The organism is Frankia sp. Mgl5 (assembly GCF_023242985.1).
Taxonomy (GTDB): Bacteria; Actinomycetota; Actinomycetes; order Frankiales; family Frankiaceae; genus Parafrankia; species Parafrankia soli.
This window is the reverse complement of record NZ_JALKFY010000632.1, coordinates 1-24,186: the sequence shown is the minus strand read 5'-3', so window position 1 is coordinate 24,186 and position 24,186 is coordinate 1. Positions and strand designations below refer to the sequence as shown.

Here is a 24,186-nt window from a genome sequence, read left to right as displayed (position 1 = left end):
GTGGGCGGGGGTTTCGGCGGGGGGGGGCGGGCCCCCGGGGGCGGGGGGGGGGCGGTACCGGGGGGGGCGGCGGGCCGCCGGGAACAGCGGCGCCCGCGCGGGCCGAGCGCGCCCGGCCACGCCGTCGAGCAACCGCGCACGGGCGTCGGCCTCGCCCCGGTACCCGGTGAGGTCGACCGGCCGGACCGCCGCCAGCAGGGGCGGCAGCTCACACGGGCCGATCAGCACCGGCAGTACCGGCCCCCGGCCCCCGGCTCGGTCCCGGCTCCGCCGCCACAGCGCCTGCCATTCCTCCTGGCACGGCCACGACTCGAGGTAGGCCGGCGAGCAGAGCGCGAGCAGCCGGTCCACGGTCGCCAGCGCCGCGTTGGTGCGGGCCACCGTGTTGTCACCCGCCACGAAGTCCCAGGGGGCGAACGTGGCGTCGTAGCCCGCCGCGCACAGCTGCCAGGTGATCCACTCGGCCCAGGCACGGTCCGCCGCGCTGTGGCTCACGAAGAGCCGGGACGCCGCCAACGCATCTCCCCGTCGAGACAAGTACGTCAAGCACCAGTACGTCCAGCGCCGAACCAGTACGTCCAGCACCAAACGGAAGACATCACGTTCGGGTGGTCCGGCACCACGTTCAGCGCCGTTTTCGGCATCAAACGTAGCAGAGCGCGGTCAGCTGGGAGCGATGCGCTGTTCGCGGTCGAAGATCTCCTCGACCACCGCACGCGCGCGGGTGGCGGCGCGCCGGTAGTCGCCGGGCAGCCGGTCCACCGCCTCCGCCGGGTACCCGAGCGCGCGGGCCACCCGTTCCAGGCCGGGCGGGCCGGCCGGGAGCTGGTCCCCCGCCTGGCCGGAGGTCAGCATGATCCCGTTGCGGGCCCGGGACGCCAGCGTCCACGCGGCGTCCAGCGCGGCGAGCTCGCCCGCGGTGACCAGACCGGCGCGGGCCGCGGCGCGCAGGGCGTCCCGGGTGGCCGTGGTGCGCAGGTCCGGCAGCCGCCAGGCGTGGCCGAGCTGGAGGATCTGCACCGTCCACTCGACGTCGGTCAGCCCGCCCGGGCCGAACTTCACGTGCAGGGCGCGGTCGGCGCCGCGGGGGATGCGTTCCCGTTCCATCCGCCCGCGCAGCCGCACGGTCTCGGCGATCGTGCCGGCGGGCAGCCCGCGCGGGTGGCGGACCCGGTCGACGAGCCGGCAGAAGCGGCCCGCGAGCTCCGCGTCGCCGGCCAGCGGCTGGGCGCGCAGCAGGGCCTGAGCCTCCCACGCCAGCGACCACCGGTCGTAGTACGACGCGTAGCCCTCGAGCGTGCGGGACAGCGGCCCGCTGCGTCCCTCCGGGCGCAGCGCGGCGTCGAGTGTGAGCCGCGGGTCCGGCCCTGGCAGCGCGAGCAGGCGGTGCAGCTCACCGATGATCTCGGCGGCGAGCCGGGCCGCGCGCGCCTCGCCGACCCCGGGCTCCGCCTCGTGGACGAAGAGCACGTCGGCGTCGCTGCCGTAGGACAGCTCCCCGCCGCCGAGCCGGCCCATCGCGACGACGGCCAGCCGGACGGGCAGCCCGTCCGAGCCACCGCTGACGCCGGCGACCTGGCGGCGCGCGGTCAGCAGGGCGGCCTCGATCGTGGCCGCGGCGGCGTCCGAGAGGGCCCGGCCGACCGCGCCGACGTCGAGCAGGCCCAGCAGGTCCGCACAAGCGACCCGGACCAGTTCCACCCGGCGCACCGCCCGGGCCCGACCGACCGCGTCCTCGGCGTCGGGGTTGCGGTGCGCGACCGCGAGCAGGGTGCGTACCAGCGCCTCCCGCGGCACCGGGCGCAGCTCCTCCTCGGTGCGCAGCAGCCGCACCGACTCCGGCGCCCGGGCCATCAGGTCGGCGACGTACCGGCTGGTGGCCAGCACCCGGGCGAGCCGGTCGGCGGCGCCGGCGGAGTCCCGCAGCAGCCGCAGGTACCAGGGGGTGCGCCCGAGCGCCTCGCTGACCTGCCGGTACGCCAGCAGCCCGGCGTCGGGCTCAGGGGCGTCGGCGAACGCGGGCAGCATCGCCGGCAGAAGGTGTCGCTGGATGGCCGCCGTGCGGCTCACGCCGTTCGTCAGCGCCTCGATGTGACGCAGGGAGCGGGCCGGGTTGGCGAAGCCGAGCGCGGCCAGCCGGTCGGCGGCCTCCTGCGGGGTCAGCCGCATCTCCTCCGCGGACAGCCGGGCCACGGCCTCCAGCAGCGGCTGGTAGAAGAGCTTCTCGTGCAGGGAACGGACGAAGCGGGCCACCCGGCGGTGCTCCGCCTCCAGCTCGGCGGCGCCCGGCAGGCCCATGCACCGGGCCAGCCAGCGCAGCTCCCCGGGATCGCGCGGCAGCGTGTGCAGCCGGCGCAGCCGCTGTAGTTGCAGCCGGTGCTCGGCCGCGCGCAGGAACCGGTAGGCATCGGCGAGCCCGGCGGCGTCGCGGCGGCCGACGTACCCGCCGCGCGCCAGCCCGTCGAGGGCGTCCAGGGTGGACGCGACCTGGAGCTTGGCGTCCGCCCGGCCGTGCACCAGTTGCAGCAGCTGCACCGCGAACTCGACGTCGCGCAGCCCGCCGGGGCCGAGCTTGAGGTTGCGGTCGGCCTCGGAGCGTGACAGCGAACGCTCCACCCGCCGCCGCATGGCCCGGATGTCGGCGACGAACCCGGGGCGGGAGGCCGCCGTCCACACCATCGGGGCGACCATCGCGGCGAACCGCCGGCCGAGCTCGGGGTCGCCGGCGATCGGGCGGGCCTTGAGCAGGGCCTGGAACTCCCAGGTCCGGGCCCAGCGCCGGTAGTAGGCCCGATGGCTGTCGAGGGTGCGCACCAGTGCGCCGTGCCGGCCCTCCGGGCGGAGGTTGACGTCGACCTGGAACAGTTCGCCGGCCGCGGTCGGCGTGCCGCAGACCCGGACGACCCGCTCGGCGAGCCGCGTCGCGGTGCGCAGCACCGCCTCCAGACCCGGCGCCGCCTCCGGCGTCCGCGCCTGCACAGCCTCAGTCCCAGCCGCCGCCTCAGTCCCAGCCGCCGCCTTCGGCGTCAGCGCCGGCTCGGCCACGAACAGGACGTCGACGTCGCTGACGTAGTTCAACTCGCACCCGCCGCACTTGCCCATCCCGATCACGGCGAGGCGGACGGGGACGTCGCCGGGCCCGAGCCCGGCGCGGGCCACGGCGAGGGCGGCGTCGAGGGCGGCCCCGGCGAGGTCGGCGAGCTCGGCGGTGGCGTCGTCGAGGGTCACCGCCCCGGTGAGGTCCCGCGCGGCCAGGACGAGCAGGGCGCGCCGGTAGGCCAGGCGCAGCGCGTCCAGCACGTCCGGGCCGGCGCCGCGGGCGCGGGGCTCGACGGCGCCCGGGTCCGCGCCGACGGCCCGCAGCAGCCTGCCGCGGGCCGCCACCGGATCGGCCGGGCCGGTCATCGCCTCGTCGGAGTCCAGGATCGCCCAGTCCCCGGGGTGCGCGACGAGATGATCACCCAGTGCGGAGCTCGCGCCCAGCACCGCGACCAGCCGGCGGCGCAGGCCCGCCCGGCTGGCGAGCGCGGTCAGCAGCCGCGCGCCCGCCAGCGTGTCCTGGGCGTCTGGCGTGTCCTGGGCGTTCAATGCGTCCAGCAGCCGGTCGAGGCAGCGCAGCGCCCGGTCGGGATCGGCGGCGGCAGCGAGCTCGCCGACGACGGCACTCGCCGCGAACCCGCCCGCGCCGTCATCCACCGGCAGCAGGCCGATCCGCCGCATGGTCACGGCGACCCGCTCGACGTCGGAGAAGCCGAGCCGGGCGAGCTGCGCGGCGGCCGTGTGGCGCCGCCGGTCAGCGGCCGGGACGGTCATCTGACGGGAACGGTCAGCCGGCCGGGCGCGGTCACCCGGTGGGGTACGGACGTCTGGTGGGGCATGGGCGCGTCTTCCGGAGGAGCGGCGGCCCGCGGCCGCCGGCTCCTCACAGGGTCGGGAGGTACCGGTCGATCTCGAACGGCGTGACCTGCCTGCGGTACTCGATCCACTCCGAGCGCTTGTTGCGCAGGAAGAAGTCGAACAGCTCGTCGCCGAGGGTCTCCCGGACGAGCGAGGACGTCTCCATGGTCGCGATCGCCTCGGCGAGGGACCCGGGCAGCGCGGTGATGCCGCGCTCCCGGCGCTGCGCGTCCGTCAGCGTCCACACGTCGTCGGCCGCCGGTGCCGGGAGGTCGTACCCGCCCTGTACCCCGCGCAGGCCGGCGGCGAGCATCAGCGCGAAGGTCAGGTAGGGGTTGCAGGCGCTGTCCGGCGACCGGAACTCGACCCGGGCCGCGTTGGACTTGTTGAGCTTGTACAGCGGCACCCGGATGAGCGCCGAGCGGTTGTTGTGGCCCCAGCAGACGTAGGCGGGCGCCTCCATCAGCTCACCGGCACGCTGGTCGCCGACCAGCCGCTTGTAGGAGTTCACCCACTGGTTGGTGACCGCGGTGATCTCGGCCGCGTGCACCAGCAGCCCGGCGATGAACGCCTTGGCCACCTTGGAGAGCTGGTACTCGTCGGTCGGGTCGTGGAAGGCGTTGCGGTCGCCCTCGAACAGGCTCATGTGGGTGTGCATGCCCGACCCGGCCTGGTCGCTGAACGGCTTGGGCATGAACGTCGCGTAGATGCCCTGGCGCAGCGCCACCTCCTTCACCACCTGCCGAAAGGTCATGATGTTGTCGGCGATGGTGAGCGCGTCGGCGTAGCGCAGGTCGATCTCCTGCTGGCCCGGGGCGACCTCGTGATGGCTGAACTCCACCGAGATGCCGAGCCGCTCCAGCACGCCGATGGCCTGCTGGCGGAAGTCGTGGCTGATGTCGTTCGGGGTCAGGTCGAAGTAGCCCGACTCGTCCACCGGCGGCGGCATCGGGCCGCCGCGCGTCGGCGGGTGCTTGAGCAGGAAGAACTCGATCTCGGGGTGGGTGTAGAAGGTGAACCCGGCGTCGGCCGCCCTCGCCAGGGTGCGGCGCAGCACCCAGCGGGAGTCCGCGACCGCGGGCGTCCCGTCCGGCATGACCAGGTCGCAGAACATGCGGGCGGTCATCGGGTGCTCGCCGCGCCACGGCAGCACCTGGAAGGTCGACGGGTCGGGCCGGGCGAGCATGTCCGCCTCGTGCACCCGCGCGAAGCCCTCGATCGCGGAGCCGTCGAAGCCGATGCCCTCGGCGAGCGCGCCCTCCAGCTCGGCCGGCGCGATCTCGACCGACTTCAGCACCCCCAGCACGTCGGTGAACCAGAGCCGGACGAACCGGATGTCGCGTTCCTCGAGGGTGCGAAGAACGAATTCCTGTTGTTTGTCCATGAGCCCTCCGCGCTGAGGTGTGGACTCGTCGGCACGGCTCCCCGAGTCAACTTCCGGTGATCTTCCCCCGGATGCGCCGCCGCCCGATACTCCGAGCCGGGGCGCGGCGCCCCCGGGTACTTTGACCCGAGAGTAGCGACTGATCCGACCCGACGCGCCTGACGTTACAGCGAAGTTGCGCCGCCGCAACCGCTCGTACCCACCCCCGCCGCGACACCGCCGGGCCGGGGCATCGCGGCCTACGCTGCCTGTATGGCCCAGTTGCGGATCGCCCTCGCCCAGGTGGACACCACCGTCGGAGACCTGGACGGCAACGCGGAGCTGGTCAGCTCCTGGACCAAGCAGGCACTCGCCCGCAGCGCGCACCTGGTCGTGTTCGGCGAGATGACGCTGACCGGCTACCCGGCCGAGGATCTCGTCCTGCGCCGCTCCTTCGTGGCCGCCTCCGCCGCCGCCCTCGAGCGCCTGGCGGTCCGGCTCGCCGAGGAGGGCGCCGGCGAGATCGCCGTCGTCGTCGGCTATCTCGACGCCTCCCCGACCCCGGCGCCGGCGGTCGGACGTCCGGCCGGGGAGCCGCAGAACTGCGTCGCCGTGCTGTGGCAGGGCAGGGTCGCGGCCCGCTCGGCCAAGCACCACCTGCCCAACTACGGGGTGTTCGACGAGTTCCGCTACTTCGTGCCGGGCACCACGTTCCCGGTGTTCCGGCTGCACGGCGTCGACGTCGGCCTGACCGTCTGCGAGGACCTCTGGCAGGAGGGCGGCCCGGTCGCGGTGGCCCGCGAGGTCGGGGTCGGGCTGCTGCTGTGTATCAACGGGTCACCGTACGAGCAGGGCAAGTCCTACCACCGGGACGAGCTGTGCGCGCGCCGCGCCCGCGAGGCCGGCGCGACGCTGGCGTACGTCAACCTGGTCGGCGGCCAGGACGAGCTGGTCTTCGACGGCGACTCGCTGGTCGTCGACGCCGGCGGCGAGGTCCTCGCCCGGGCGCCGGTCTTCGCCGAGACCCTGCTCACCGTCGATCTCGACCTGCCCGAAGGCGCCGGCACCGGCGTGGGCCCGGAGACGGGCCCGGACGGGCCGGTGGACGCCGGCGACGGCACCACGATGGCCGTCAACCGCGTCGTGCTCGCCGCCGATCCGCTGCCGGCCTGGGAGCCGCGCCCGGCGACGGTCGCCGACCGGCCCGACCCCGCCGGCGAGCTGTACGCCGCCGTCGTCACCGGGACCCGCGACTACGTCCGCAAGAACGGCTTCCGCTCGGTGGCGCTCGGGCTCTCCGGCGGCATCGACTCGGCCCTGGTGGCCACGATCGCGGTGGACGCCCTGGGCCCGGATGCCGTGCACACCGTGGCCATGCCGTCGGCGCACTCGTCCCAGGGCTCGCTGGACGACGCCGCCGAGCTCGCCCGCCGGCAGCGGACCCGGCACAGCGTCGTCCCCATCGAGCCGACCGTGGCCGCCTTCCACGCCGCGCTCGCGGCCGCGGGGGGCCTGCACGGGCTGGCCGCGGAGAACCTGCAGGCGCGGGTCCGCGGGACGCTGCTGATGGCGCTGTCGAACGAGCACGGCCACCTGGTTCTGACGACGGGGAACAAGAGCGAGCTGGCCACCGGCTTCTCCACCCTCTACGGCGACAGCGCCGGCGGGTTCGCCCCGATCAAGGACGTCTCGAAGACCAACGTGTGGGCGCTGGCCCGCTGGCGCAACGCGCGGGCGGTCGCCCGCGGCGAGGTCCCCCCCATCCCGGAGGAGATCATCGTCAAGCCGCCGTCGGCGGAGCTCGCCCCCGGCCAGCTCGACTCCGACCGCCTCCCGGACTATTCCGTCCTCGACGCCGTGCTCGACGACTACGTCAGCCACGACCTCGGCCGGGCCGAGCTGACGGCGGCGGGCCACGACCCGGCAACGGTCGACCGGGTGATCCGACTGGTCGACCTCGCCGAGTACAAGCGCCGGCAGAACCCGCCCGGGCCGAAGGTGACGTCCAAGGCGTTCGGCCGCGACCGCCGGCTGCCGATCACCTCGCGGTGGCGCGAGCGCGACCACTCTGCGGGCTGACCGCCGGGCGGCCCGCCCGCGGACGGCCTGACCGCGGGCGGGGTGGGCCGGGCTCAGACCTGGATACGACGCTCGACGGCGTCGAGGATCTCCGCGACGGCCTCGTCCACCGGCACGCCGTTACGCTGCGTGCCGTCCCGGAAGCGGAAGGACACCGCACCCTTGGCGACGTCCTCGTCGCCGGCGAGCAGCATGAAGGGCACCTTCTGCTTCTGGGCGGTGCGGATCTTCTTCTGCATCCGGTCGTCGGAGGAGTCGACCTCGACGCGGATGCCCCGCTGCCGCAGCTTCGCCGCCACGTCGGTCAGATACGGCACGTGCTCGTCGGTGATCGGGATGCCCACCACCTGCACGGGAGCCAGCCACGGCGGCAGCGCGCCGGCGTAGTGCTCCAGCAGGATCGCGAAGAACCGCTCGATCGTCCCGAACAGCGCCCGGTGGATCATGAACGGGCGCTGGCGGGTGCCGTCCGCCGCCTGGTAGGTCATGTCGAAGCGCTGCGGGAGCTGGAAGTCGACCTGGATGGTGGACAGCTGCCAGGTGCGCCCGATCGCGTCCCGGGCCTGCACGGAGATCTTCGGCCCGTAGAACGCGCCGCCGCCCTCGTCCATGACGAGCTCGAGGTCCTGCTTGGAGGCGGCCTCGCGCAGCAGCTCGGTCGCCTCCGCCCACTCCTCGTCGCTGCCGATCGCCTTGCCCGGCGGACGGGTCGACAGCTCGAGGTAGAAGTCCTCCAGGCCGTAGTCGCGCAGCAGGCCGAGCACGAACTTCAGGACGGTGTCGAGCTCGGTGGGCAGCTGCTCGCGGGCGCAGAACAGGTGCGCGTCGTCCTGGGTGAGGCCGCGGACCCGGGTCAGGCCGTGCACGACCCCGGACTTCTCGTACCGGTAGACGGTGCCGAACTCGAACAGCCGCAGCGGCAGCTCCCGGTACGACCGGCCGCGCGACCGGAAGATCAGGATGTGCATCGGGCAGTTCATCGGCTTGAGGTAGTAGTCCGTGCCGCCGTCGAGCTGCATGGGCGGGTACATGCCGTCGGCGAACCAGTCGAGGTGCCCGGAAATCTCGTAGAGATCCGACTTGGTGATGTGCGGGGTGTTGACGAACTCGTACCCGGCCTCGATGTGCCGGCGCCGCGAGTAGTCCTCCATCACGGTGCGGATCGCGCCGCCCTTGGGATGGAACACGGCCAGGCCGGGCCCGATCTCGGTCGGGAAGGAGAACAGGTCGAGCTCGGCGCCCAGCCGGCGGTGGTCGCGCTTCTCCGCCTCGGCCAGCCGGTGCTGGTAGGCCTTGAGCGCGTCGCGGGACTCCCAGGCGGTGCCGTAGATGCGCTGCAGCTGCGGGTTGCGCTCGCTGCCCCGCCAGTACGCCGCCGCCGAGCGCTGGACGGCGAACGCGGGGATGTGCCGGGTGGTGGGCACGTGCGGCCCGCGACACAGGTCCTTCCAGCACAGCTCGCCGGACTTCGGGTCGAGGTTGTCGTAGATGGTGAGCTCGCCCTCGCCCACCTCGACCCCGGCCTCGGAGTCGTCGCCCGCGCTGGACTTGAGCCCGATCAGCTCGATCTTGTACGGCTCGTCGGCGAGCTCGGCGCGCGCCTCGTCCTCGGAGACGACCCGCCGGGCGAAGCGCTGGCCGGCCTTGATGATCTCCTGGGCGCGCTTCTCGACGGCCTTGAGGTCCTCCGGGGTGAACGGGCGCTCGACGTCGAAGTCGTAGTAGAAGCCGTCCTGGATCGGCGGGCCGATGCCGAGCCGGGCCTTGGGGAACAGGTCCTGCACCGCCTGCGCCACCACGTGGGCGCAGGAGTGGCGGACGATGGCCCGCCCGTCCGGCGAGTCGACGGTGATCGGCTCGACGACGTCACCGGCGGCGAGCGGATGGGAGAGGTCACGCTGGAGACCACCCACGCGGGCCGCGATCACCGACCGCTCCCCGTCGAAGAGCTCGGCGGCCGTAGTCCCCGTCCGCACCACCCGCTCCTCGGCCTGCTGACCTCGCTGGACGGTTACGCGGACGTCGGACACCGGTTTCTCCTGCTGCGTTGGACGAACGACCGGGGCGTGCCTGTGACCGCCCCTGATCACTGATCGGCTGGTTCTCGGGGATCTGCGAATCTCGGGTTCTCTGGTTGTCGGGCCGGCTGGGCCGCGTGCCGGCCTCGAACCGCCGTTACCGGGCGCGTGGCCGCGATGCGGTCGCCAGGTCATGCGGTCGCCCGGTCGTGCGGTCGCCAGGTCGTCCCGACCGACGATGCTACTCGCGCGCTCCGGGCACCCCAACGGAATTACACGCACGGTGACACACCGGCCCTCGCCGGGCACGCGGACCGGCGACCACCCGGTGGGCGAGCGGCTGCCTCCGGTGGGCGGGGACCGGTCAGCAGGGGCGGATGCCGCCCAGGACGGTGTCCACGATCTGGCCGATCCGGGTGCCGCTGACCTCGTGGCTCCCGCTGGTGTACTGGCGGTAGGAGACCGGACCGACGAGCATGTCCGTCACCAGGTCGATGTCCAGGTCGGCCAGGAGTTCACCGTCGGCCACCCCGCGCCGCAGGACGCTTGCCACCCGCTCCCGCGACGGGACGATCACCTGCTGGCGGTAGGTGTCGAACAACTCCGGGTGGGTCTCCTTCTCCGCCAGCAGGCGCGGCATGATCCGCCCCGACAGCGTCTGGATGCTGTGCCGGCGCACCGAGTTGAGCGCGGCGACGAGGTCGTCGCGCAGCGAGCCGGTGTCGTGCGGCTCGTAGGGCTCCGCCAGCGTCGCCAGCGCGTCGGCGACCAGGGCGCCCTTCGTCGGCCAGCGCCGGTAGACGGTGCCCTTGCCCACCCCGGCCGCGGCCGCGACCGCCTCCATCGACAGCCCACCGAACCCGCTGGTGGCCAGCTCGGTCAGCGTCGCCTGGATGATCGCGGTGTCGCAGCGGGTGTCCCGCGGACGCCCCGGCGGGCGCACCACCCCTGAGGGCGCGGGCGCCGGCCGGCCCCCAGGCGCCGCCCCGCGCACGTGTGTGACGGCCATCAGACCGCCCGGCCGAACGATGGCGGCCCAGGCCGGCCGCCGTGCTGGTGCATCCGCATGCCCTACGCCACCCGCGCCTTCGTCATGCCATCCACGGACGGTGCACCGCCACGGTCGTGGCCGCCCGCCGGCTGCCCGCGGCCACCCGGCTGCCCGGGGCACCTGACGGCCCCGGGCCCAGGGGCCCGGACACCCGGTGACTCTGGGCACACTGTGCCGGCACGTTTCCCCGCCCGCGGCTCACAAGATCGGACAGTACGTCCGCGCGATGCCACACGCATCCGTTTGCGATTGCAGCGCGCCTGTGCATGATGCGCCACCGCAGGTCAACACACCAGCTCCGACACTTCACACAAACAATTGAAACACTCTGGACACACTCGGCATGCGCCGCTGACGGGCCCAGGGAGGGCACGCGAGGGCGACAGCCCGGCCCCACCCCGTGGCCCGCGATGTCACCCTCGGGCCGGTGCCCCACGGCAGGGCTCCGCGCGAAGGCGGATCGGTGGCAGCATGGGGGCACGCCGGGACGCGATCCCGCGCCCGGACGGATCACCGGGAGATCGCATGACTTCATCGATCGGCAAGCCCCGCTCATCCAGCGGCCCCGCCACGCCCGGAACGGAGTCGGCGGCGACGCTCTACGGCGCGCCGACCACGCCCCGAACCGGTGGCCAGGCGCCCGCCACACCGACCACCATCCGGCCCGCCAGCCACAGCCGGACCACAGTCCGCGACATCCGCGCGGCCAAGGACCGCGGCCAGCGGTGGGCCATGCTCACCGCCTACGACGTGATCACCGCCGGGATCTTCGACGAGGCCGGCATCCCGGTCCTCCTCGTCGGGGACTCCGCGGCAAACACCGTCTACGGCTACGAGACCACCGTCCCGATCACCGTGGACGAGCTGGTCCCGCTGGTCCGCGCGGTGGTGCGCGGCGCGCCACACGCGATGGTCGTCGCCGACCTGCCGTTCGGCTCCTACCAGGCGAGCCCCGAGCAGGCGTTGACGACCGCGACCCGCTTCCTCAAGGAGGGCGGGGCGCACGCGGTCAAGCTCGAGGGCGGCGCGCGGGTGCTGCCCCAGGTCGAGGCGCTGGTGGCCGCCGGCATCCCGGTGATGGGCCACCTCGGCCTGACCCCGCAGAGCGTCCACGCCTTCGGCGGCTACCGGGTACAGGGCCGCGACGGCGCCGGCGAGGTCCTGCTCGCCGACGCGCTGGGCCTGCAGGAGGCGGGCGCGTTCGCCGTCGTGCTGGAGGTCGTCCCCGCCGACCTGGCCGCCAGGGTGACCAAGGAGCTGCTGATCTCCACGGTGGGGATCGGCGCCGGCGCCGACTGCGACGCGCAGGTCCTCGTCTGGCAGGACATGGCCGGTCTGACCGGCGGCCAGGCGCCCCGCTTCGTCAAGCGGTTCGCCGACCTGCGCACGGCGCTCACCGACGCCGCGGCCGCGTTCCGTGACGAGGTGTCGAGCGGCCTCTACCCGACTGTCGAGCACAGCTACTGACCTCCGGCGGGGCGGCGGGCCCGCACCCGGGGCCCACCGTCCCGCCGTCCCGGTGTTCGCCGTCAGGGCCGGGGGGCCGCGGCGAGCGCGGTGGACAGCTCCGCGCGGGCCTCGACCAGCGACGGCCCGTACCAGGTGAGGAGCCGGCCGGAGACGCACACCGCGGGCGCGGCGAACGCCTCCGGCCCGTCTGACGGGCTGAACGCGTACGGCTCGTCGGGCAGCACCACGAGATCATGTGCGGGCAGCGTGTCGAGATCCACCCGCGGGTAGCGCTCGTCCGCCCCGGCGAGGGCGTTGTCGACCCCGAGCCGGGCCAGCAGGTCACCGGCGAACGTGTCGCGGCCGAGCGCCATCCACGGCCGGCGCCAGATCGGGACGACGGCGCGCCGGCGCGGGCCGTCGCTCGGCGCCGCCCAGACCCGCTCCGCCGTCTCCAGCCAGCTGGGACGGGGCAGCCGGCAGGCCAGGCGCAGCAGGCGGTCGAGGCTGCGCAGGGCCGCGGGCACGGTGGTCGGCGCCGTCACCCAGACGGCGAGCCCGGCCGCCCGCAGCGCGTCCAGGTCCGGCTGCCGGTTCTCCTCGGCGTTGGCGCAGACGACGTCCGGCGCCAGCGCCACGATCGCCGCGATGTCCGGGTTCTTCGTGCCGCGCACCCGCGTCACGGCCAGGTCCGCCGGCCGGGAGCACCAGTCGGTGGCACCCACCAGCAGGCCGGGCGCCGTAGCCGCGACGGACTCGGTCAGGCTCGGCACCAGGGAGACCACACGCCGTACCACGGCCGGGACCGCCACCGGCAGGCCCAGGTCGTCGACCGGCTCGTCACCGGCCGGCCCCTGCTCGGCCGGCATGCCGCGCCCGCTCAGACGTCGGTGACGCGCAGGCCGGCGTGCGCCTTGTAACGGCGGTTGACCGAGATGAGGTTGGCGGTGAGCGCCTCGACCTGGCCGGCGTTGCGCAGCTTGCCGGCGTAGATGCCGCGCATCCCGGTGATCCGGTTCGCCAGCGCGATCACCGTGTCGGTCGCGGAGCGGTCGTCGCCGATGACCAGGATGTCGGTGTCGATCGACTCGACGGACTCGTCCATGAGCAGGACGGCCGACACGTGGTGGAAGGCGCCGACGACGGTGCTGTCCGCCAGCACGGCGGCGGCCTGCTGCGCGGCGCTGCCCTCGGCGACGGGCAGCGCGAACGCGCCACCCTTGTCGAAGCCCATCGGGTTCACGCAGTCGATCACGATCTTGCCAGCCAGCTGCTTGCGCAGGTCGGCCAGCAGCTCACCGTGCCCCTCCCACGGGACGGCGACGATCACGACGTCGGCCCGCTCGGCGACGTCGGCGTTGTCGCCGCCGGAGATGTTCCGCCCGGACGCGGCCCGCTTCGCGGCCGCCGCCCCGCCGCGCGGGGGGGGGGGGGCCCCGCCGCGGCCCGCGGGGCCCGCCCGCGCGCCGCCGCCCGCGAGCCCGCCGCCCTGCGGCCCCGAACCGCCGAGGATGCCGATCACGAGCGAGGAGACGTCCGGAAGAGGCGTCGATGCTGAGCTCACCAGGCCATCCTGCCCGAAACCCGCTCCACATGCCGACCACCGTCACACCCTGTGACTCCGCTCCCAGTTCGGGGTTCGCGACCCGACGAGCGCCGGCCCGCGGTGGGCTGCCAGGGAGAGGCGGGTTACCAGGGAGAGGCGGTGGGCGGGCCGGGGAGCACGCGGTATCGGCATGAGGGGTTCCCCACCCGAGGGTTGCCGGTGACCTCGACCGTCAGATACCACGAAGGCCCCACGCGACACACAGGGGCACACAACGGCCAGCGGAAGGACATTTACCCCCACCCCCTCGCGGGGCCACCCACCCGATAGGGGACTATGAAGAAACAACGGGGTAGCTACGATCGCGATCATTGATGTGAGCTGGACTGATCCCCGGCTCGGGCAGGCGGCACCGACGCCTCCGGCGGAGCATCGCGACCGGCGAAGGAGCAGCACGGGTGGCGGATCTTCATCGAACTCTGACCACGACGCGGAGCACCGACGACCTGACGCAACGTGATGATCCGTACGCTTCGAGGAGCCCCGGACGTGCGTTCGTCCCAGATGGGCCGTACCGTTCCCAATCACACGTAACAAGCAGATCTTCGGCAGGCAGATCTTACGAGTCAGGCGAGAGAGGTCGAGCAATGGCGGACGTGTCGGTTCGCTTCGCGATGACGAACGACAGCGAAGTGGTGCTGAACCTGTCGCTGCCGCAGGCACTGCGCCTGATGGAAGCGATCGCGCGCAAGGTGGGCGAGACCCTCGCCGAGCGCAGCAACCAGTCGGTGGGCGGGGTCGGCGGCGTCCCCTCGCCCGCGCCCTCCAACGGAATGCCGAGCCTGGGGCCGTACACGCCGTCCTGAAACGGCTCGCACCGTCCCGAACGAAGGCCGTCCTGAACAGGGACGGTCTGGCAGCAGGCCGGTCGAGCTCACGGGTCGCCCGGGGTCATCGTCGCGCGCGTCGGTCACCCATGGGCGGCCGACCGTTCAAAAGGGCACCCGACAACTCAGATCAGAGGGCACCCGACAACGGGGTGCCCGTCACGGGGTGCCGGCGGCAGGGCGCGGAGGAACGACCTGGTCCGCACCGGGTGCCACCAGGCCGGCGTCCGTCGCGGCCAGGTCGGGGCCCGCCACCGCGCCGCCCGTGCCCGGCGCGGGCGGATACCCGAACCCGGGCGGGCGTCGCAGGGCCCGCGGGTGGGACGACGCGTACACCTCACGCAGATGGTCCATCGTGACCAGCGTGTAGATCTGGGTCGTGCTGACCGAGGCATGCCCCAGCAGCTCCTGCACCACCCGGACATCCGCGCCGCCGTCGAGCAGGTGGGTCGCGAACGAGTGCCGCAGCACGTGCGGCGACGCCCCGGGAACGCCGGCCGCGTTCGCCGCCGCGCGCAGCGCCGACCACGCGCTCTGCCGGGACAGTCGGTTCCCCCGGCGCGAGACGAAGACCGCCGTCCCCGAACACTCGGTGACCAGATGCGGCCGTCCGCGCCGCAGGTAACGTTCCAGCGCGGTCACCGCGTACCGGCCGAGCGGGACGACCCTGTCCCGCCCACCCTTGCCCCGCAGCCGCACCGCGGACCGGTCCAGGTCGAGATCGTCCAGATCCAGCCCGACGGCCTCGGAGATCCGCGCGCCCGTCCCGTAGAGCAGTTCGAGCAGGGCCGCGGAGCGCAGCCGCCGGGCCAGCTCCGCCGGGTCGCCGCCGGAGACCTCCGCGTACTCCGGGCCGCCGGCCACCGCGGCGGCGATGACCGCGCTCACCTGGTCGACGGTGAGCGCCCGCGGCAGCCGCCTGGGCGGCACCGGCGGCCGGACCGGACGGGCCACGTCCTCGCTGACGTCGCCCTCCTGCGCGGCGAAGCGGTGCAGCGACCGGACCGCGACCAGCATCCGGGCCACCGACGCCGGGGCGAGCGGCGGATGGGTCTCGTCGCCCTCCCGCAGGGCGGCGGCGAACTCCGCGATCTGCGCCTCCCCCACCGCCGCCAGCGAGGTGATCCCGCCGGCCGCCAGGTGCTCGCGGTAGCGGCGCAGGTCACGGCGGTAGGCCAGCACCGAGTTCCGGGCCAGCCCGCGCTCGCCGTCGACGTGGTCCAGGTAACGCTCGATGACCTGTACCGGGCCGGCCGGATCGCCCGGCGGCCCACCGCGGCGGGCGTCGCCGCCTTCCACCGTGGTCATCATCGAACTGATATTAGGACGCGGCTGCCGCGGTTCGCCGTTGCCCGTCCCACGGCGCCGTCGAGCGTCTATCGTGACAGCTTGTGCGGACGGGCATTGTATTGTCACGTTTCGCCGCACGTCGGGGGTACACCATCGCCACCACCTCGATAGCCGGCCCGGTTCGCACCGGATCGGCCCGCGCGGCCTCGGTCTGCGCGGCCTCGCTCCTGGCGGGGTCGGTTCTCGCCGGCTGCGGGGGCGCGGGCCCCTCGGGTGGGGCACCGCCGCCCGCACGTCCCGGCTCCGCCACGGTCGGCGGCCCGGTGAGCCCCGGCCCCGCCGGCGGCCCGGCCACCGCGGCGGCCACCAGCACCTCGGCACCGGCCACCACCACCACCATCGGCGGGCCGGCCGGCGGTGCGGCCGACCCGTCCGGCGACTCCCCCGCCGCGGCCAGCCGGGTCGTCGAGGCCTACTACCGCGAGATCAACGCCGCCGCCCGCGGCGGGCGGGTCGCCGACGTCTCGGCGACCGCGCTGCCGGGCTGCCAGACCTGCGCCCTGGACGTCGGCATGACCCGCCGCCTCGACCAGCTCGGGCTGCGCGCGGCCCAGGAGCCCTACGAGATCACCGGGCTGGCCGCCGGCGAACGCACCGGCACCGTCGTCGACGTTCGCTTCACCGCCACGACCCGACAGGTCCACCTGCTCGACCCGGCGGGCCGCGACGCCGGCACGGAACCGGCCGTGCCCACCCGCACCGCGACGGCCCGCCTCGCGCTGACCGGCCCCGGCTGGCGCGTCCAGACCATCACCTACGCCGCGGGGTAGCCGTGAGTCACCGCCGCGGCCACCTGGCCGCCCTCGCCGCACTGGTCGCGGCCGCGCTGCTCGCCCTCAGCGGAGCCGGTCCCGGCCCGCTGTCCGCGCCGGGATCTCCCGCCTGGGCCGCCCCCGCGCCCGGTCCGGAGACGGCGGCGCAGGTCCCGTGCACCGGAGCGCGGTGGGGCAGCTGCGACACCCGGGCCACGGACAACGGCTACCAGTACCGCTACCGCGGCGGGTACCTCGAGCGGGTACCGCTCGGCGGCGCCACCGGCGGGGGTGGCGGCGGCTGTGGCGACGACTGCCCGCCCGACCCGGACGCGCTGTGCGCGCTGCTGACCGGCGTCGGCCCCGCCCCGGAGATGACCGCGGCGGAACGCGCCGAGTACGACGCGCTCGTCGCGAACTGCGGGCCGGTGCTCTACGACCCCGACGGCATCGCCGTCGCCGACATCGCCGCGCAGCTCGCCGACTACCTGCGCGAGGAGCTGCTGCCCACCCCGGACGTAGTGATCCAGCCGGTCGGGAACAGCTTCGCGAACCTACCGACGATCATGCACACGGCGGTGCCCGACGCGTTCACCTTCGACGTCGCCGAACCCGTCCTGGCCACGATCAGCGCGAACCCGCACTACGTCTGGGACTTCGGCGACGGCGAGACCGGCCCGGACGCGCCCGGCCGCCCCTACGACCCGGCGATCTCCCCCCGCGACCACCCGGACGCCTACGTCGCCCACGCCTACCACCGCCCGGGTACCTACCAGGTGACCCTCACCGTGACCTGGGACGGCTTCTTCACCGTGCCCGGAGTGGCGCAGGCGTTCCCGCTGGCGGACGTCGTCCTCGCCGCGGCCGAGCCAATCACCATCGAGGAGGCCGGCGGCGTGCTCGTCGACAACGACTGAGCCCCGTCCACCGGTGCTGTCGACGGGCGCCGATCAGCCGCTCGCGGCGGGCCGGGCCGACCATTCCGAGCCGAGCGGGCGCAACCGCTCGTACCCGTCCACCCGGGCGCGGTAGGTCGCCAGCAGGCCGATCACCGCCATCCCGTTGGTGATCTCGCCACGCATCACCCGGTCCACCGCCTCCGACAGGTCGACGCGGGTGATGTCCATCTCGGCCTCCTCGTGGACGCCGACATGCCGCTCGGCCGCCGGGATCTCCACCAGGTCACGGGCCAGGAACAGCCGGAAGGCCTCGTCGGTCATCCCCGGCGAGGCGTAGACGTCGACGAGCAGGTCGAGACGGCCCGGCCGCAGGCCCGCCTCCTCGGCGAGCTCCCGGGCGGCCGCGACGGACGCCGGCTCGCCGGGGACGTCGAGGATGCCCGCGGGCAGCTCCCACAGCTGGCCGCCCACCGGGTGCCGGTACTGGCGGACCATCACCACCCGCTCCTGGTCGTCCAGGGCGACGACGCCGACCGCGCCCGGGTGCACCACCACGTCCCGCTGGGACGTGTCACCGTCGGGCATCCGCACCATGTCACGGCGAACGGCGATGACCCGCCCGCGGTAGGCGACGGAGCTGTCCGCCACCTCGTAGGTGTGCACGGCACCGCTCATGGGGAAACCAGCTCTCCGTCGCTCACACCGGCCGCCGCGGCCGGCCCCGTGGACCCACCGGGCAATGCGGCACGCACGGCACCACCGGTACCCGCGGCACCGCTGGCACCGGCGGTCGTGTCGGAAGCCGCGCCGGCGGTCGTGTCGGCTCCGGCCGCCGCGCTCTGCTCCGCGCGGCCCCGGCGGGGCCGCCCACCGGCCGACCGGGCACCGTTGCCCGCCCGCGCACCGGCCGCGTCACCGTCACCCGCCCCGATCATGTCACCATCGGCGGGCCCGCCGCCCGCGACACCGCTGCCCGCGACGCCACCGTCCGGGATGTCGACGGGCAGCCGGCCCCGGCGCCGGTCGGCGTGGGCCACGGCGGCGGCGGCGAGCCCGCGGAACAGCGGGTGCGCCCGGGTCGGCCGCGACCGGAACTCCGGGTGCGCCTGCGTCCCCACGTAGAACGGGTGGACGTCGGCCGGCAGCTCGACGACCTCGACCAGGCGGCCGTCCGGCGAGGTGCCGGAGAACACCAGCCCGGCGGCGGTCAGCCGCTCCCGGTAGGAGTTGTTGACCTCGTAGCGGTGCCGGTGGCGCTCGAGCACCTCCGGCTCGCCGTACTCCCGGCGGGCGATGGTGCCCGCGCCGAGCGCACACGGGTACAGGCCGAGCCGCATGGTGCCGCCCATGTCCCGCTTGCCGGCGACCACGTCGTGCTGGTCGGCCATCGTGGAGATCACCGGGTGGGCGGTCTCCGGATCGAACTCGGCGGAGTTCGCCTCGGCCAGCCCGGCCAGCGAACGCCCGGCCTCGATCACCATGCACTGCAGGCCCAGGCAGATCCCCAGCGTGGGAATGCCGTGCTCGCGGGCGTGCCGCAGCGCCTCGATCTTGCCCTCGATGCCGCGGATCCCGAACCCGCCCGGGACGATGATCCCGTCCACGCCCTCCAGCGCGTGCGCGGCGGCGGCCGGCGAGGTGAACTCGTCCGACCCGATCCAGCGGATGTCCGCGCGGGCGTCGACGGCGAACGCGCCGGCCCGCAGCGCCTCGGTCACCGACAGGTAGGCGTCGGGCAGATCGATGTACTTGCCGACGATCGCCACCGTGGCGGTGTTCGAGGGATGGTGCACCCGGCGGAGCAGGGTGTCCCACTCCGTCCAGTCGACGTCCCGGAAGCTGAGGCCGAGCCGGCGCACGACGTAGGCGTCGAGGCCCTCCTTGTGCAGCACCTTGGGGATGTCGTAGATCGAGCCAGCGTCCGGTGCGCCGACGACCGCCTCGTCGTCGACGTCGCACATCATGGCGATCTTGCGCTTGAGCGCGTCGGGCAGCGGGCGGTCGGAGCGGCAGACCACCGCGTCCGGCTGCAGCCCGATGCTGCGCAGCGCCGCGACCGAGTGCTGGGTCGGCTTGGTCTTCAGCTCACCCGACGGCGCGAGGTACGGGACGAGGCTGACGTGCACCGTCAGCGCGTTGTCCCGGCCGACCTCGTGCCGGACCTGGCGGATCGCCTCCAGGTAGGGCAGCGACTCGATGTCACCGACGGTGCCACCCACCTCGGTGATCACCACGTCCACCGAATCGGTGGCCAGCCGGCGGATCCGGTCCTTGATCTCGTCGGTGATGTGCGGGACGACCTGCACCGTCTCACCGAGGTACCCGCCGCGCCGCTCGCGGGCGATGACCGCCGAGTACACCTGCCCGGTGGTCACGTTCGCGCTGCCGTCGAGGTCGACGTCGAGGAAGCGTTCGTAATGCCCGATGTCCAGGTCGGTCTCGGCGCCGTCGTTGGTGACGAACACCTCGCCGTGCTGGAACGGGTTCATCGTTCCCGGATCAACATTCAGATACGGGTCGAGCTTCTGCATCGTGACCCGCAGACCGCGGGCCTTGAGTAGACGGCCGAGGCTGGACGCCGTCAGTCCCTTACCGAGACTGGACGCCACACCTCCCGTCACGAACACGTGCTTGGTCACATGCGCCTGCGCCACGCGGAACCCCCGTGGTCACGCCGCCGGTCCGGCCCCGGCGCCTCCACGGGTCTTCACGGTAACACCGTGCCGAGCAGGCCAACGCCCCGCCCCGCCGCCGGCCACCCGGCTCGGCGTGGTCCCGGCCGTGGTCCCGGCCGTGGCCGTGGCCGTGGCCGTGGCGGCCGGTGCGGCCGGGCACGGCACCGGTCGGCGTGACCGCGGCGGGCACGGCTCGCCGGGGCCGGACGGTCACGGCTGGGCGAGGGCGGCCTTGTCGGCGGCGGCGGCGGCGAGCAGCTCCTCGGCGTGGCCGCGGGCCAGCGAGCTCTCCTCCTGGCCGGCCAGCATCCGCGACAGCTCCCGGACCCGCCCGGGGCCGTCGAGCGCCACCACGCCGCTGCGGGTCACCGAACCGTCGTCGGCCTTGCGCACGACCAGGTGCCGGTCGGCGAACGCGGCGACCTGCGGCAGATGGGTGATGCAGATGACCTGGTGGGTGCGGGCGAGCCGGGCGAGGCGGCGGCCGATCTCGACCGCGGCGCGCCCGCCCACTCCGGCGTCGACCTCGTCGAAGACCATCGTCGCCCCCGCGTCGGCCGCCGCGAGCACCACCTCGATCGCCAGCATCACCCGGGAGAGCTCGCCGCCCGAGGCGCCCTTCTCGACCGGCCGGGCCGGCGCGCCCGGGTGCGGAACCAGGCGAAGCTCGACGTCGTCGATCCCGCTCGGCCCGTAGGCCAGCGTCCGGCCGCCGACAGGCAGGCCGTTCGGGTCGTCGCGGTGCCCGACCGCCGCCTCCACCCGGGCCCGCGGCATGGCGAGGCCGGCCAGCTCGGCGGCGACCGCCGCGCCGAACCGCTCGGCGGCGGCGGAGCGCGCCGCGCTGATCCGCTCGGCCAGGCCGGCGAGCTCCGCGGTCAGCTCGGCGCGCTCGGCGGCCAGCGCGCCCGTCTGGTCGCCGTCGGCGTCGAGCTCGAGCAGGCGACGCCCGGCGGTGTCGGCCCACCGCAGCACGCCGTCGACGTCCGTGCCGTGCGCGCGGGCCAGTGCGGTCAGCGCCGCCTTGCGTTCCTGCGCCTGAGCGAGCCGCTCCGGGTCGGACTCCACCCCGGCGGCGTAGGAGGCCAGGTCGGCGGCCACGTCGGTCAGCAGGCTCGACAGCTCCGTCAACCGGCCCGCCAGTTCCTCCAGCGCCGGGTCGAGCGCGGCGTCGCCGGCCACGATCCGGCGGGCGGAGCCGACCAGCTCGGCGGCGGCGGGGACGTCCTCACCGGTCGCGGGGTCGCTGACCAGCGCGCCGTGCGCCGAACGCGCCACCCGCAGCAGGGTCTCGGAATGTTCCAGCCGGCGCAGCTCCGCGTCGAGCGTGACATCCTCGCCGGGCAGCGGCGCGACCCGTTCGACGTCGGCCAGGCCGAGCCGGAGCAGCTCCGCCTCCTGCGCGCGCTCCCGCGCCCGCCCGGTGATGTCGGCCAGCCGCGCGCGGACCTTCGCCAGCCGCGCGTACACCTGCCCGTACCGGGCGAGCGGCTCGGCGACGGAGGCGCCGGCGAACCGGTCGAGCGCGTCGCGCTGGGTCGCGGGACGGCGCAGCCGCTGCGCCTCGGACTGCCCGTGCACGGCGATCACGTTCTCGGTGATCTCCGTGAGGACACTCGCGGGCACCGAACGCCCCGCGAGCTGGGCCCGCGAGCGGCCCTCGGCGCTCAGCGTGCGGCCCATGATGATGACGTCCTCGTCGACGTCGCCATCGAGCTCGCGGACACGCTTGGCGAGCCCGGAGTCGGCCGGCACGACGAGCCGGGCCTCGACGAAGGCGCGCCCGGCCTGCGGGGAGACCAGCGCGTAGTCGGCGCGGCCCCCGGTCAGCAGGCCGAGCCCCTGCACGATCATGGTCTTGCCGGCGCCGGTCTCGCCGCTGACGACCGTCAGCCCCGGCGCCAGGTCGAGGACGGCGTCATCGATGACCCCGAGGCCACGGATGCGAATCTCCTCGAGCACGCCCCGAACTCTAGCGTCACCCCCACCACGGACGGCACCCGGAAATCGGGTAAACCGGAGCCGTGCCGCCGATTCCGGTCACGTCACCACGCCGGCCCCGCTCCCCCCGCCACTTCTCCGCCCGCCGCGTCCTCCCAGCTCAGCGGGCCGAAACTCCGGCAGCCCCGGCCGGCTCAGCGCCCCGAGCGGCCGCGCCACCCCACCACCGGCAGGTCGAACTTGGCCACCAGCCGATCGGTGAACGGACGTGGCCTGATTACCGCCAGCCGCACCGGGCGCCGGCCCCGCACCACCTCCACCCGCGACAGCTCGGGGACGTCGACCAGTCGCCGCCCGTCGCAGTAGAGCACCGCCGGGACGTCCGGCAGCACCTCGATGGCCACGGTCGACGTCGGGGTGAGCACCAGCGGCCGGGCGAACAGCGCGTGCGCGCTGATCGGCACCACCAGCAGCGACTCCACCCCCGGCCACATCACCGGGCCGCCCGCCGAGAACGCGTACGCGGTCGACCCGGTCGGCGTCGAGCAGATCACGCCGTCACAGCCCCAGCGCGACAGCGGCCGCCCGTCGATCTCCAGGACGCACTCGAGCATCCGGGCCCGCCCGGCCTTCTCCAGCGACATCTCGTTGAGCGCCCAGCCGGTGTAGATGAGCTCGCCACGGTGGCGCACCGTCACGTCGACGGTCATCCGCTCCTCGACCGAGTACTCCTTGCGGACGACGTGCTCGACGGTGGCCTCCAGCGCGTCGGGCTCCGCCTCGGCCAGGAAGCCCACGTGCCCGAGGTTGACCCCGAGCAGCGGGATGTCCGCCGAGCGGGCGAACTCGGCGCCGCGCAGCAGGCTGCCGTCACCACCGAGCACGAGCACCAGCTCGGCGCCGACCGCGGCGTCGGTGTCCCCCGTGACCACGTTCGGCGCCGACAGGTCGAGCAGCTCGGCCTCGTCCCGCAGGACCCGCGGGGAGACACCGGCGGCCACGAGCATCTCCAGCACGCGCTGCGCGCTCTCCCGTACAACGGAACGGCGCGGGTGGCTGACGACGAGCACCTCGCGGGTCATCGGCCGGTCCTTTCGCCGTCGGCTGGGGCGTCCTGGCCGGCGTCCTGGGACGACGGCGGCGGCGCTGGGGCGGGGGCCACCGTGCCCGCGGGCCCCGCCTCGATCGCCGCGGTGATCATCGCCTCGACCTCGCCTGGAGTCGGGCGGACGTCCGCGCGCAGCCAGGCGAGGTACTCGACATTGCCGGCGGGCCCCGGCAGCGGGCTGGCCGCCACGCCGCGCACCCCCAGCCCGAGCCCCTCGGCGGCGGTCACGACGGTGCGCACCGCCCGAGCGTGCAGGGCCACATCACGGACCACACCGCCGGAGCCGAGAAGCTCCCGGCCCACCTCGAACTGCGGCTTGACCAGCAGGACGAAGTCGGCGTCCGGCGCGGCGCACGCGCGCAGCGCGGGCAGCACCAGGACCAGCGAGATGAACGAGAGGTCGCCCACGACCAGCTCCACCGGCTCCCCGACCTGCTCGGGCGTGAGGTTGCGGACGTTCGTCCGGTCCAGCACGCGCACCCGCGGATCCGAGCGCAGCCGCCAGACGAGCTGCCCGTATCCGACGTCGACGGCCACCACCCGCGCCGCGCCGTACCGGAGGAGCACGTCGGTGAACCCGCCGGTCGACGCACCGGCGTCGAGGCACCGCCGCCCGGCGACCACGAGCGCCGGCGGCCCCGCCACCGCCGCGGGCGAACCAGGCCGATCCGGCGCATCAGGCTGGCCGGGCCCGCCGGGCCCGCCGGACAGGTCGGGCGTCCCGGGCGCTGGGACGCCGAACGCCTCGAACGCGCCGACCAGCTTGTGCGCTCCCCGGGAGGCATAGCCGGGGTCGTCGTCCACGGCGAGCACGATCGACGTCGCCCCGTCGACGACCGTCGCCGGCTTCGTCGCGGTGACGCCGCCGACCCGCACGCGGCCCGCGGCGATCGCCTCGACCGCCCGTTCCCGAGAGGGGACGAGCCGGCGACGGACAAGCTCCGCGTCCAGACGGATCCTGCGGGCCACCGGTGATCCCGCCCGTCTCACCGAGGTGCCCGGGCGCCACCCGGGCCGGGGCCCGGAGCAGGACGCGGACCGGGGCCCGGAGCAGCGCGCGGCCCGGGCGGCGGCGCCGCCCCCGGGCCGCGCGCCCACGGGCGCGAGGCCGCCGCCGAGAATCATGTTGCTGCTCGGGCAGTGGGCCACCCCTGTGCCCCACCTGCCGAGC

18 protein-coding genes are annotated in these 24,186 nt (G+C 74.5%); 5 read left to right on the top strand and 13 right to left on the bottom strand.

Annotated features, from left to right (window positions below; translation table 11 throughout):
- The 3 genes from MXD62_RS18460 to MXD62_RS18450 form a co-directional block, all read right to left on the bottom strand.
- On the bottom strand, window positions 1-516 hold a 516-nt coding region (locus MXD62_RS18460), incomplete at its 3' end, for a toll/interleukin-1 receptor domain-containing protein (RefSeq protein WP_248830769.1).
- 147 nt (window positions 517-663) lie between these two features.
- Window positions 664-3,813, bottom strand: coding sequence for a bifunctional [glutamine synthetase] adenylyltransferase/[glutamine synthetase]-adenylyl-L-tyrosine phosphorylase (locus MXD62_RS18455; RefSeq protein ID WP_248830768.1), 3,150 nt, complete (start codon window positions 3,811-3,813; stop codon window positions 664-666).
- A gap of 109 nt (window positions 3,814-3,922) precedes the next feature.
- The gene (locus MXD62_RS18450; protein ID WP_248830767.1) at window positions 3,923-5,281 is read right to left on the bottom strand and encodes a glutamine synthetase family protein; all 1,359 of its coding nucleotides are present in this window, start codon (window positions 5,279-5,281) and stop codon (window positions 3,923-3,925) included.
- 252 nt (window positions 5,282-5,533) lie between these two features.
- Here MXD62_RS18450 and MXD62_RS18445 point away from each other — a divergent pair, with 252 nt between their 5' ends.
- The gene (locus MXD62_RS18445; protein WP_248830766.1) at window positions 5,534-7,339 is read left to right on the top strand and encodes an NAD+ synthase; all 1,806 of its coding nucleotides are present in this window, start codon (window positions 5,534-5,536) and stop codon (window positions 7,337-7,339) included.
- A 53-nt stretch (window positions 7,340-7,392) separates the two neighbouring features.
- Here MXD62_RS18445 and thrS read toward each other — a convergent pair whose 3' ends face one another.
- Together thrS and MXD62_RS18435 are read right to left on the bottom strand one after the other, a co-directional pair.
- On the bottom strand, window positions 7,393-9,369 hold the full coding sequence (gene thrS, locus MXD62_RS18440; RefSeq protein ID WP_248830765.1) for a threonine--tRNA ligase: 1,977 nt from the start codon (window positions 9,367-9,369) through the stop codon (window positions 7,393-7,395).
- Window positions 9,370-9,721: 352 nt separating this feature from the next.
- Window positions 9,722-10,366: a TetR-like C-terminal domain-containing protein gene (locus MXD62_RS18435; RefSeq protein WP_248830764.1), complete on the bottom strand. Its 645-nt coding sequence runs from the start codon at window positions 10,364-10,366 to the stop codon at window positions 9,722-9,724.
- A gap of 567 nt (window positions 10,367-10,933) precedes the next feature.
- On the opposite strand from MXD62_RS18435, the gene panB reads away from it, so the two are divergent.
- Window positions 10,934-11,875: a 3-methyl-2-oxobutanoate hydroxymethyltransferase gene (gene panB, locus MXD62_RS18430; protein ID WP_248830763.1), complete on the top strand. Its 942-nt coding sequence runs from the start codon at window positions 10,934-10,936 to the stop codon at window positions 11,873-11,875.
- Window positions 11,876-11,937: 62 nt separating this feature from the next.
- On the opposite strand, the gene MXD62_RS18425 is transcribed toward panB, so the two are convergent.
- Window positions 11,938-12,726, bottom strand: coding sequence for a helical backbone metal receptor (locus MXD62_RS18425; RefSeq protein ID WP_248830762.1), 789 nt, complete (start codon window positions 12,724-12,726; stop codon window positions 11,938-11,940).
- Window positions 12,727-12,737: 11 nt separating this feature from the next.
- Entirely contained in the window at window positions 12,738-13,421 is a 684-nt protein-coding gene (npdG, locus tag MXD62_RS18420) for an NADPH-dependent F420 reductase (protein WP_248830761.1), read from the bottom strand.
- A 629-nt stretch (window positions 13,422-14,050) separates the two neighbouring features.
- Here npdG and MXD62_RS18415 point away from each other — a divergent pair.
- Window positions 14,051-14,269: a hypothetical protein gene (locus MXD62_RS18415; protein WP_006542192.1), complete on the top strand. Its 219-nt coding sequence runs from the start codon at window positions 14,051-14,053 to the stop codon at window positions 14,267-14,269.
- 180 nt (window positions 14,270-14,449) lie between these two features.
- Here MXD62_RS18415 and MXD62_RS18410 read toward each other — a convergent pair whose 3' ends face one another.
- The gene (locus MXD62_RS18410) at window positions 14,450-15,601 is read right to left on the bottom strand and encodes a tyrosine recombinase (RefSeq protein WP_248830760.1); all 1,152 of its coding nucleotides are present in this window, start codon (window positions 15,599-15,601) and stop codon (window positions 14,450-14,452) included.
- Between the two features lie 98 nt (window positions 15,602-15,699).
- Here MXD62_RS18410 and MXD62_RS18405 point away from each other — a divergent pair, with 98 nt between their 5' ends.
- Both MXD62_RS18405 and MXD62_RS18400 read left to right on the top strand, forming a co-directional pair.
- Window positions 15,700-16,410, top strand: a complete 711-nt coding sequence (locus MXD62_RS18405; protein WP_248830759.1) for a hypothetical protein — start codon at window positions 15,700-15,702, stop codon at window positions 16,408-16,410.
- A 2-nt stretch (window positions 16,411-16,412) separates the two neighbouring features.
- Complete coding sequence (locus tag MXD62_RS18400) at window positions 16,413-17,309, top strand: PKD domain-containing protein (protein WP_020459366.1); 897 nt, start codon at window positions 16,413-16,415, stop codon at window positions 17,307-17,309.
- Between the two features lie 33 nt (window positions 17,310-17,342).
- Here the strand turns inward: MXD62_RS18400 and MXD62_RS18395 are convergent, their stop codons facing one another.
- The 5 genes from MXD62_RS18395 to MXD62_RS18375 form a co-directional block, all read right to left on the bottom strand.
- A complete protein-coding gene (locus MXD62_RS18395; RefSeq protein ID WP_071065389.1) occupies window positions 17,343-17,966 on the bottom strand; it encodes an NUDIX domain-containing protein in 624 nt (207 codons plus the stop codon).
- The gene (locus tag MXD62_RS18390; protein WP_248830758.1) at window positions 17,963-19,945 is read right to left on the bottom strand and encodes a CTP synthase; all 1,983 of its coding nucleotides are present in this window, start codon (window positions 19,943-19,945) and stop codon (window positions 17,963-17,965) included. Before MXD62_RS18390 ends, MXD62_RS18395 begins: the two co-directional genes overlap by 4 nt.
- 231 nt (window positions 19,946-20,176) lie before the next feature.
- On the bottom strand, window positions 20,177-21,928 hold the full coding sequence (recN, locus tag MXD62_RS18385; protein ID WP_248830757.1) for a DNA repair protein RecN: 1,752 nt from the start codon (window positions 21,926-21,928) through the stop codon (window positions 20,177-20,179).
- A gap of 173 nt (window positions 21,929-22,101) precedes the next feature.
- A complete protein-coding gene (locus MXD62_RS18380) occupies window positions 22,102-22,989 on the bottom strand; it encodes an NAD kinase (protein WP_071065392.1) in 888 nt (295 codons plus the stop codon).
- Window positions 22,986-23,984 carry a TlyA family RNA methyltransferase gene (locus MXD62_RS18375; protein WP_248830770.1) on the bottom strand — a complete coding sequence of 333 codons (999 nt, stop codon included), beginning with the start codon at window positions 23,982-23,984 and terminating at the stop codon, window positions 22,986-22,988. Before MXD62_RS18375 ends, MXD62_RS18380 begins: the two co-directional genes overlap by 4 nt.
- Between the last annotated feature and the right edge of the window lie 202 nt (window positions 23,985-24,186).

Coding starts and splice junctions, on each gene's coding strand:
- MXD62_RS18445 (WP_248830766.1), top strand. CDS start 5,534: ATGGCCCAGTTGCGGATCGCCCTCGCCCAGGTGGACACCACCGTCGGA.
- MXD62_RS18395 (WP_071065389.1), bottom strand. CDS start 17,966: ATGAGCGGTGCCGTGCACACCTACGAGGTGGCGGACAGCTCCGTCGCC.
- MXD62_RS18450 (WP_248830767.1), bottom strand. CDS start 5,281: ATGGACAAACAACAGGAATTCGTTCTTCGCACCCTCGAGGAACGCGAC.
- MXD62_RS18380 (WP_071065392.1), bottom strand. CDS start 22,989: ATGACCCGCGAGGTGCTCGTCGTCAGCCACCCGCGCCGTTCCGTTGTA.
- MXD62_RS18425 (WP_248830762.1), bottom strand. CDS start 12,726: ATGCCGGCCGAGCAGGGGCCGGCCGGTGACGAGCCGGTCGACGACCTG.
- MXD62_RS18435 (WP_248830764.1), bottom strand. CDS start 10,366: ATGGCCGTCACACACGTGCGCGGGGCGGCGCCTGGGGGCCGGCCGGCG.
- panB (WP_248830763.1), top strand. CDS start 10,934: ATGACTTCATCGATCGGCAAGCCCCGCTCATCCAGCGGCCCCGCCACG.
- MXD62_RS18455 (WP_248830768.1), bottom strand. CDS start 3,813: ATGACCGTCCCGGCCGCTGACCGGCGGCGCCACACGGCCGCCGCGCAG.
- MXD62_RS18410 (WP_248830760.1), bottom strand. CDS start 15,601: ATGATGACCACGGTGGAAGGCGGCGACGCCCGCCGCGGTGGGCCGCCG.
- MXD62_RS18415 (WP_006542192.1), top strand. CDS start 14,051: ATGGCGGACGTGTCGGTTCGCTTCGCGATGACGAACGACAGCGAAGTG.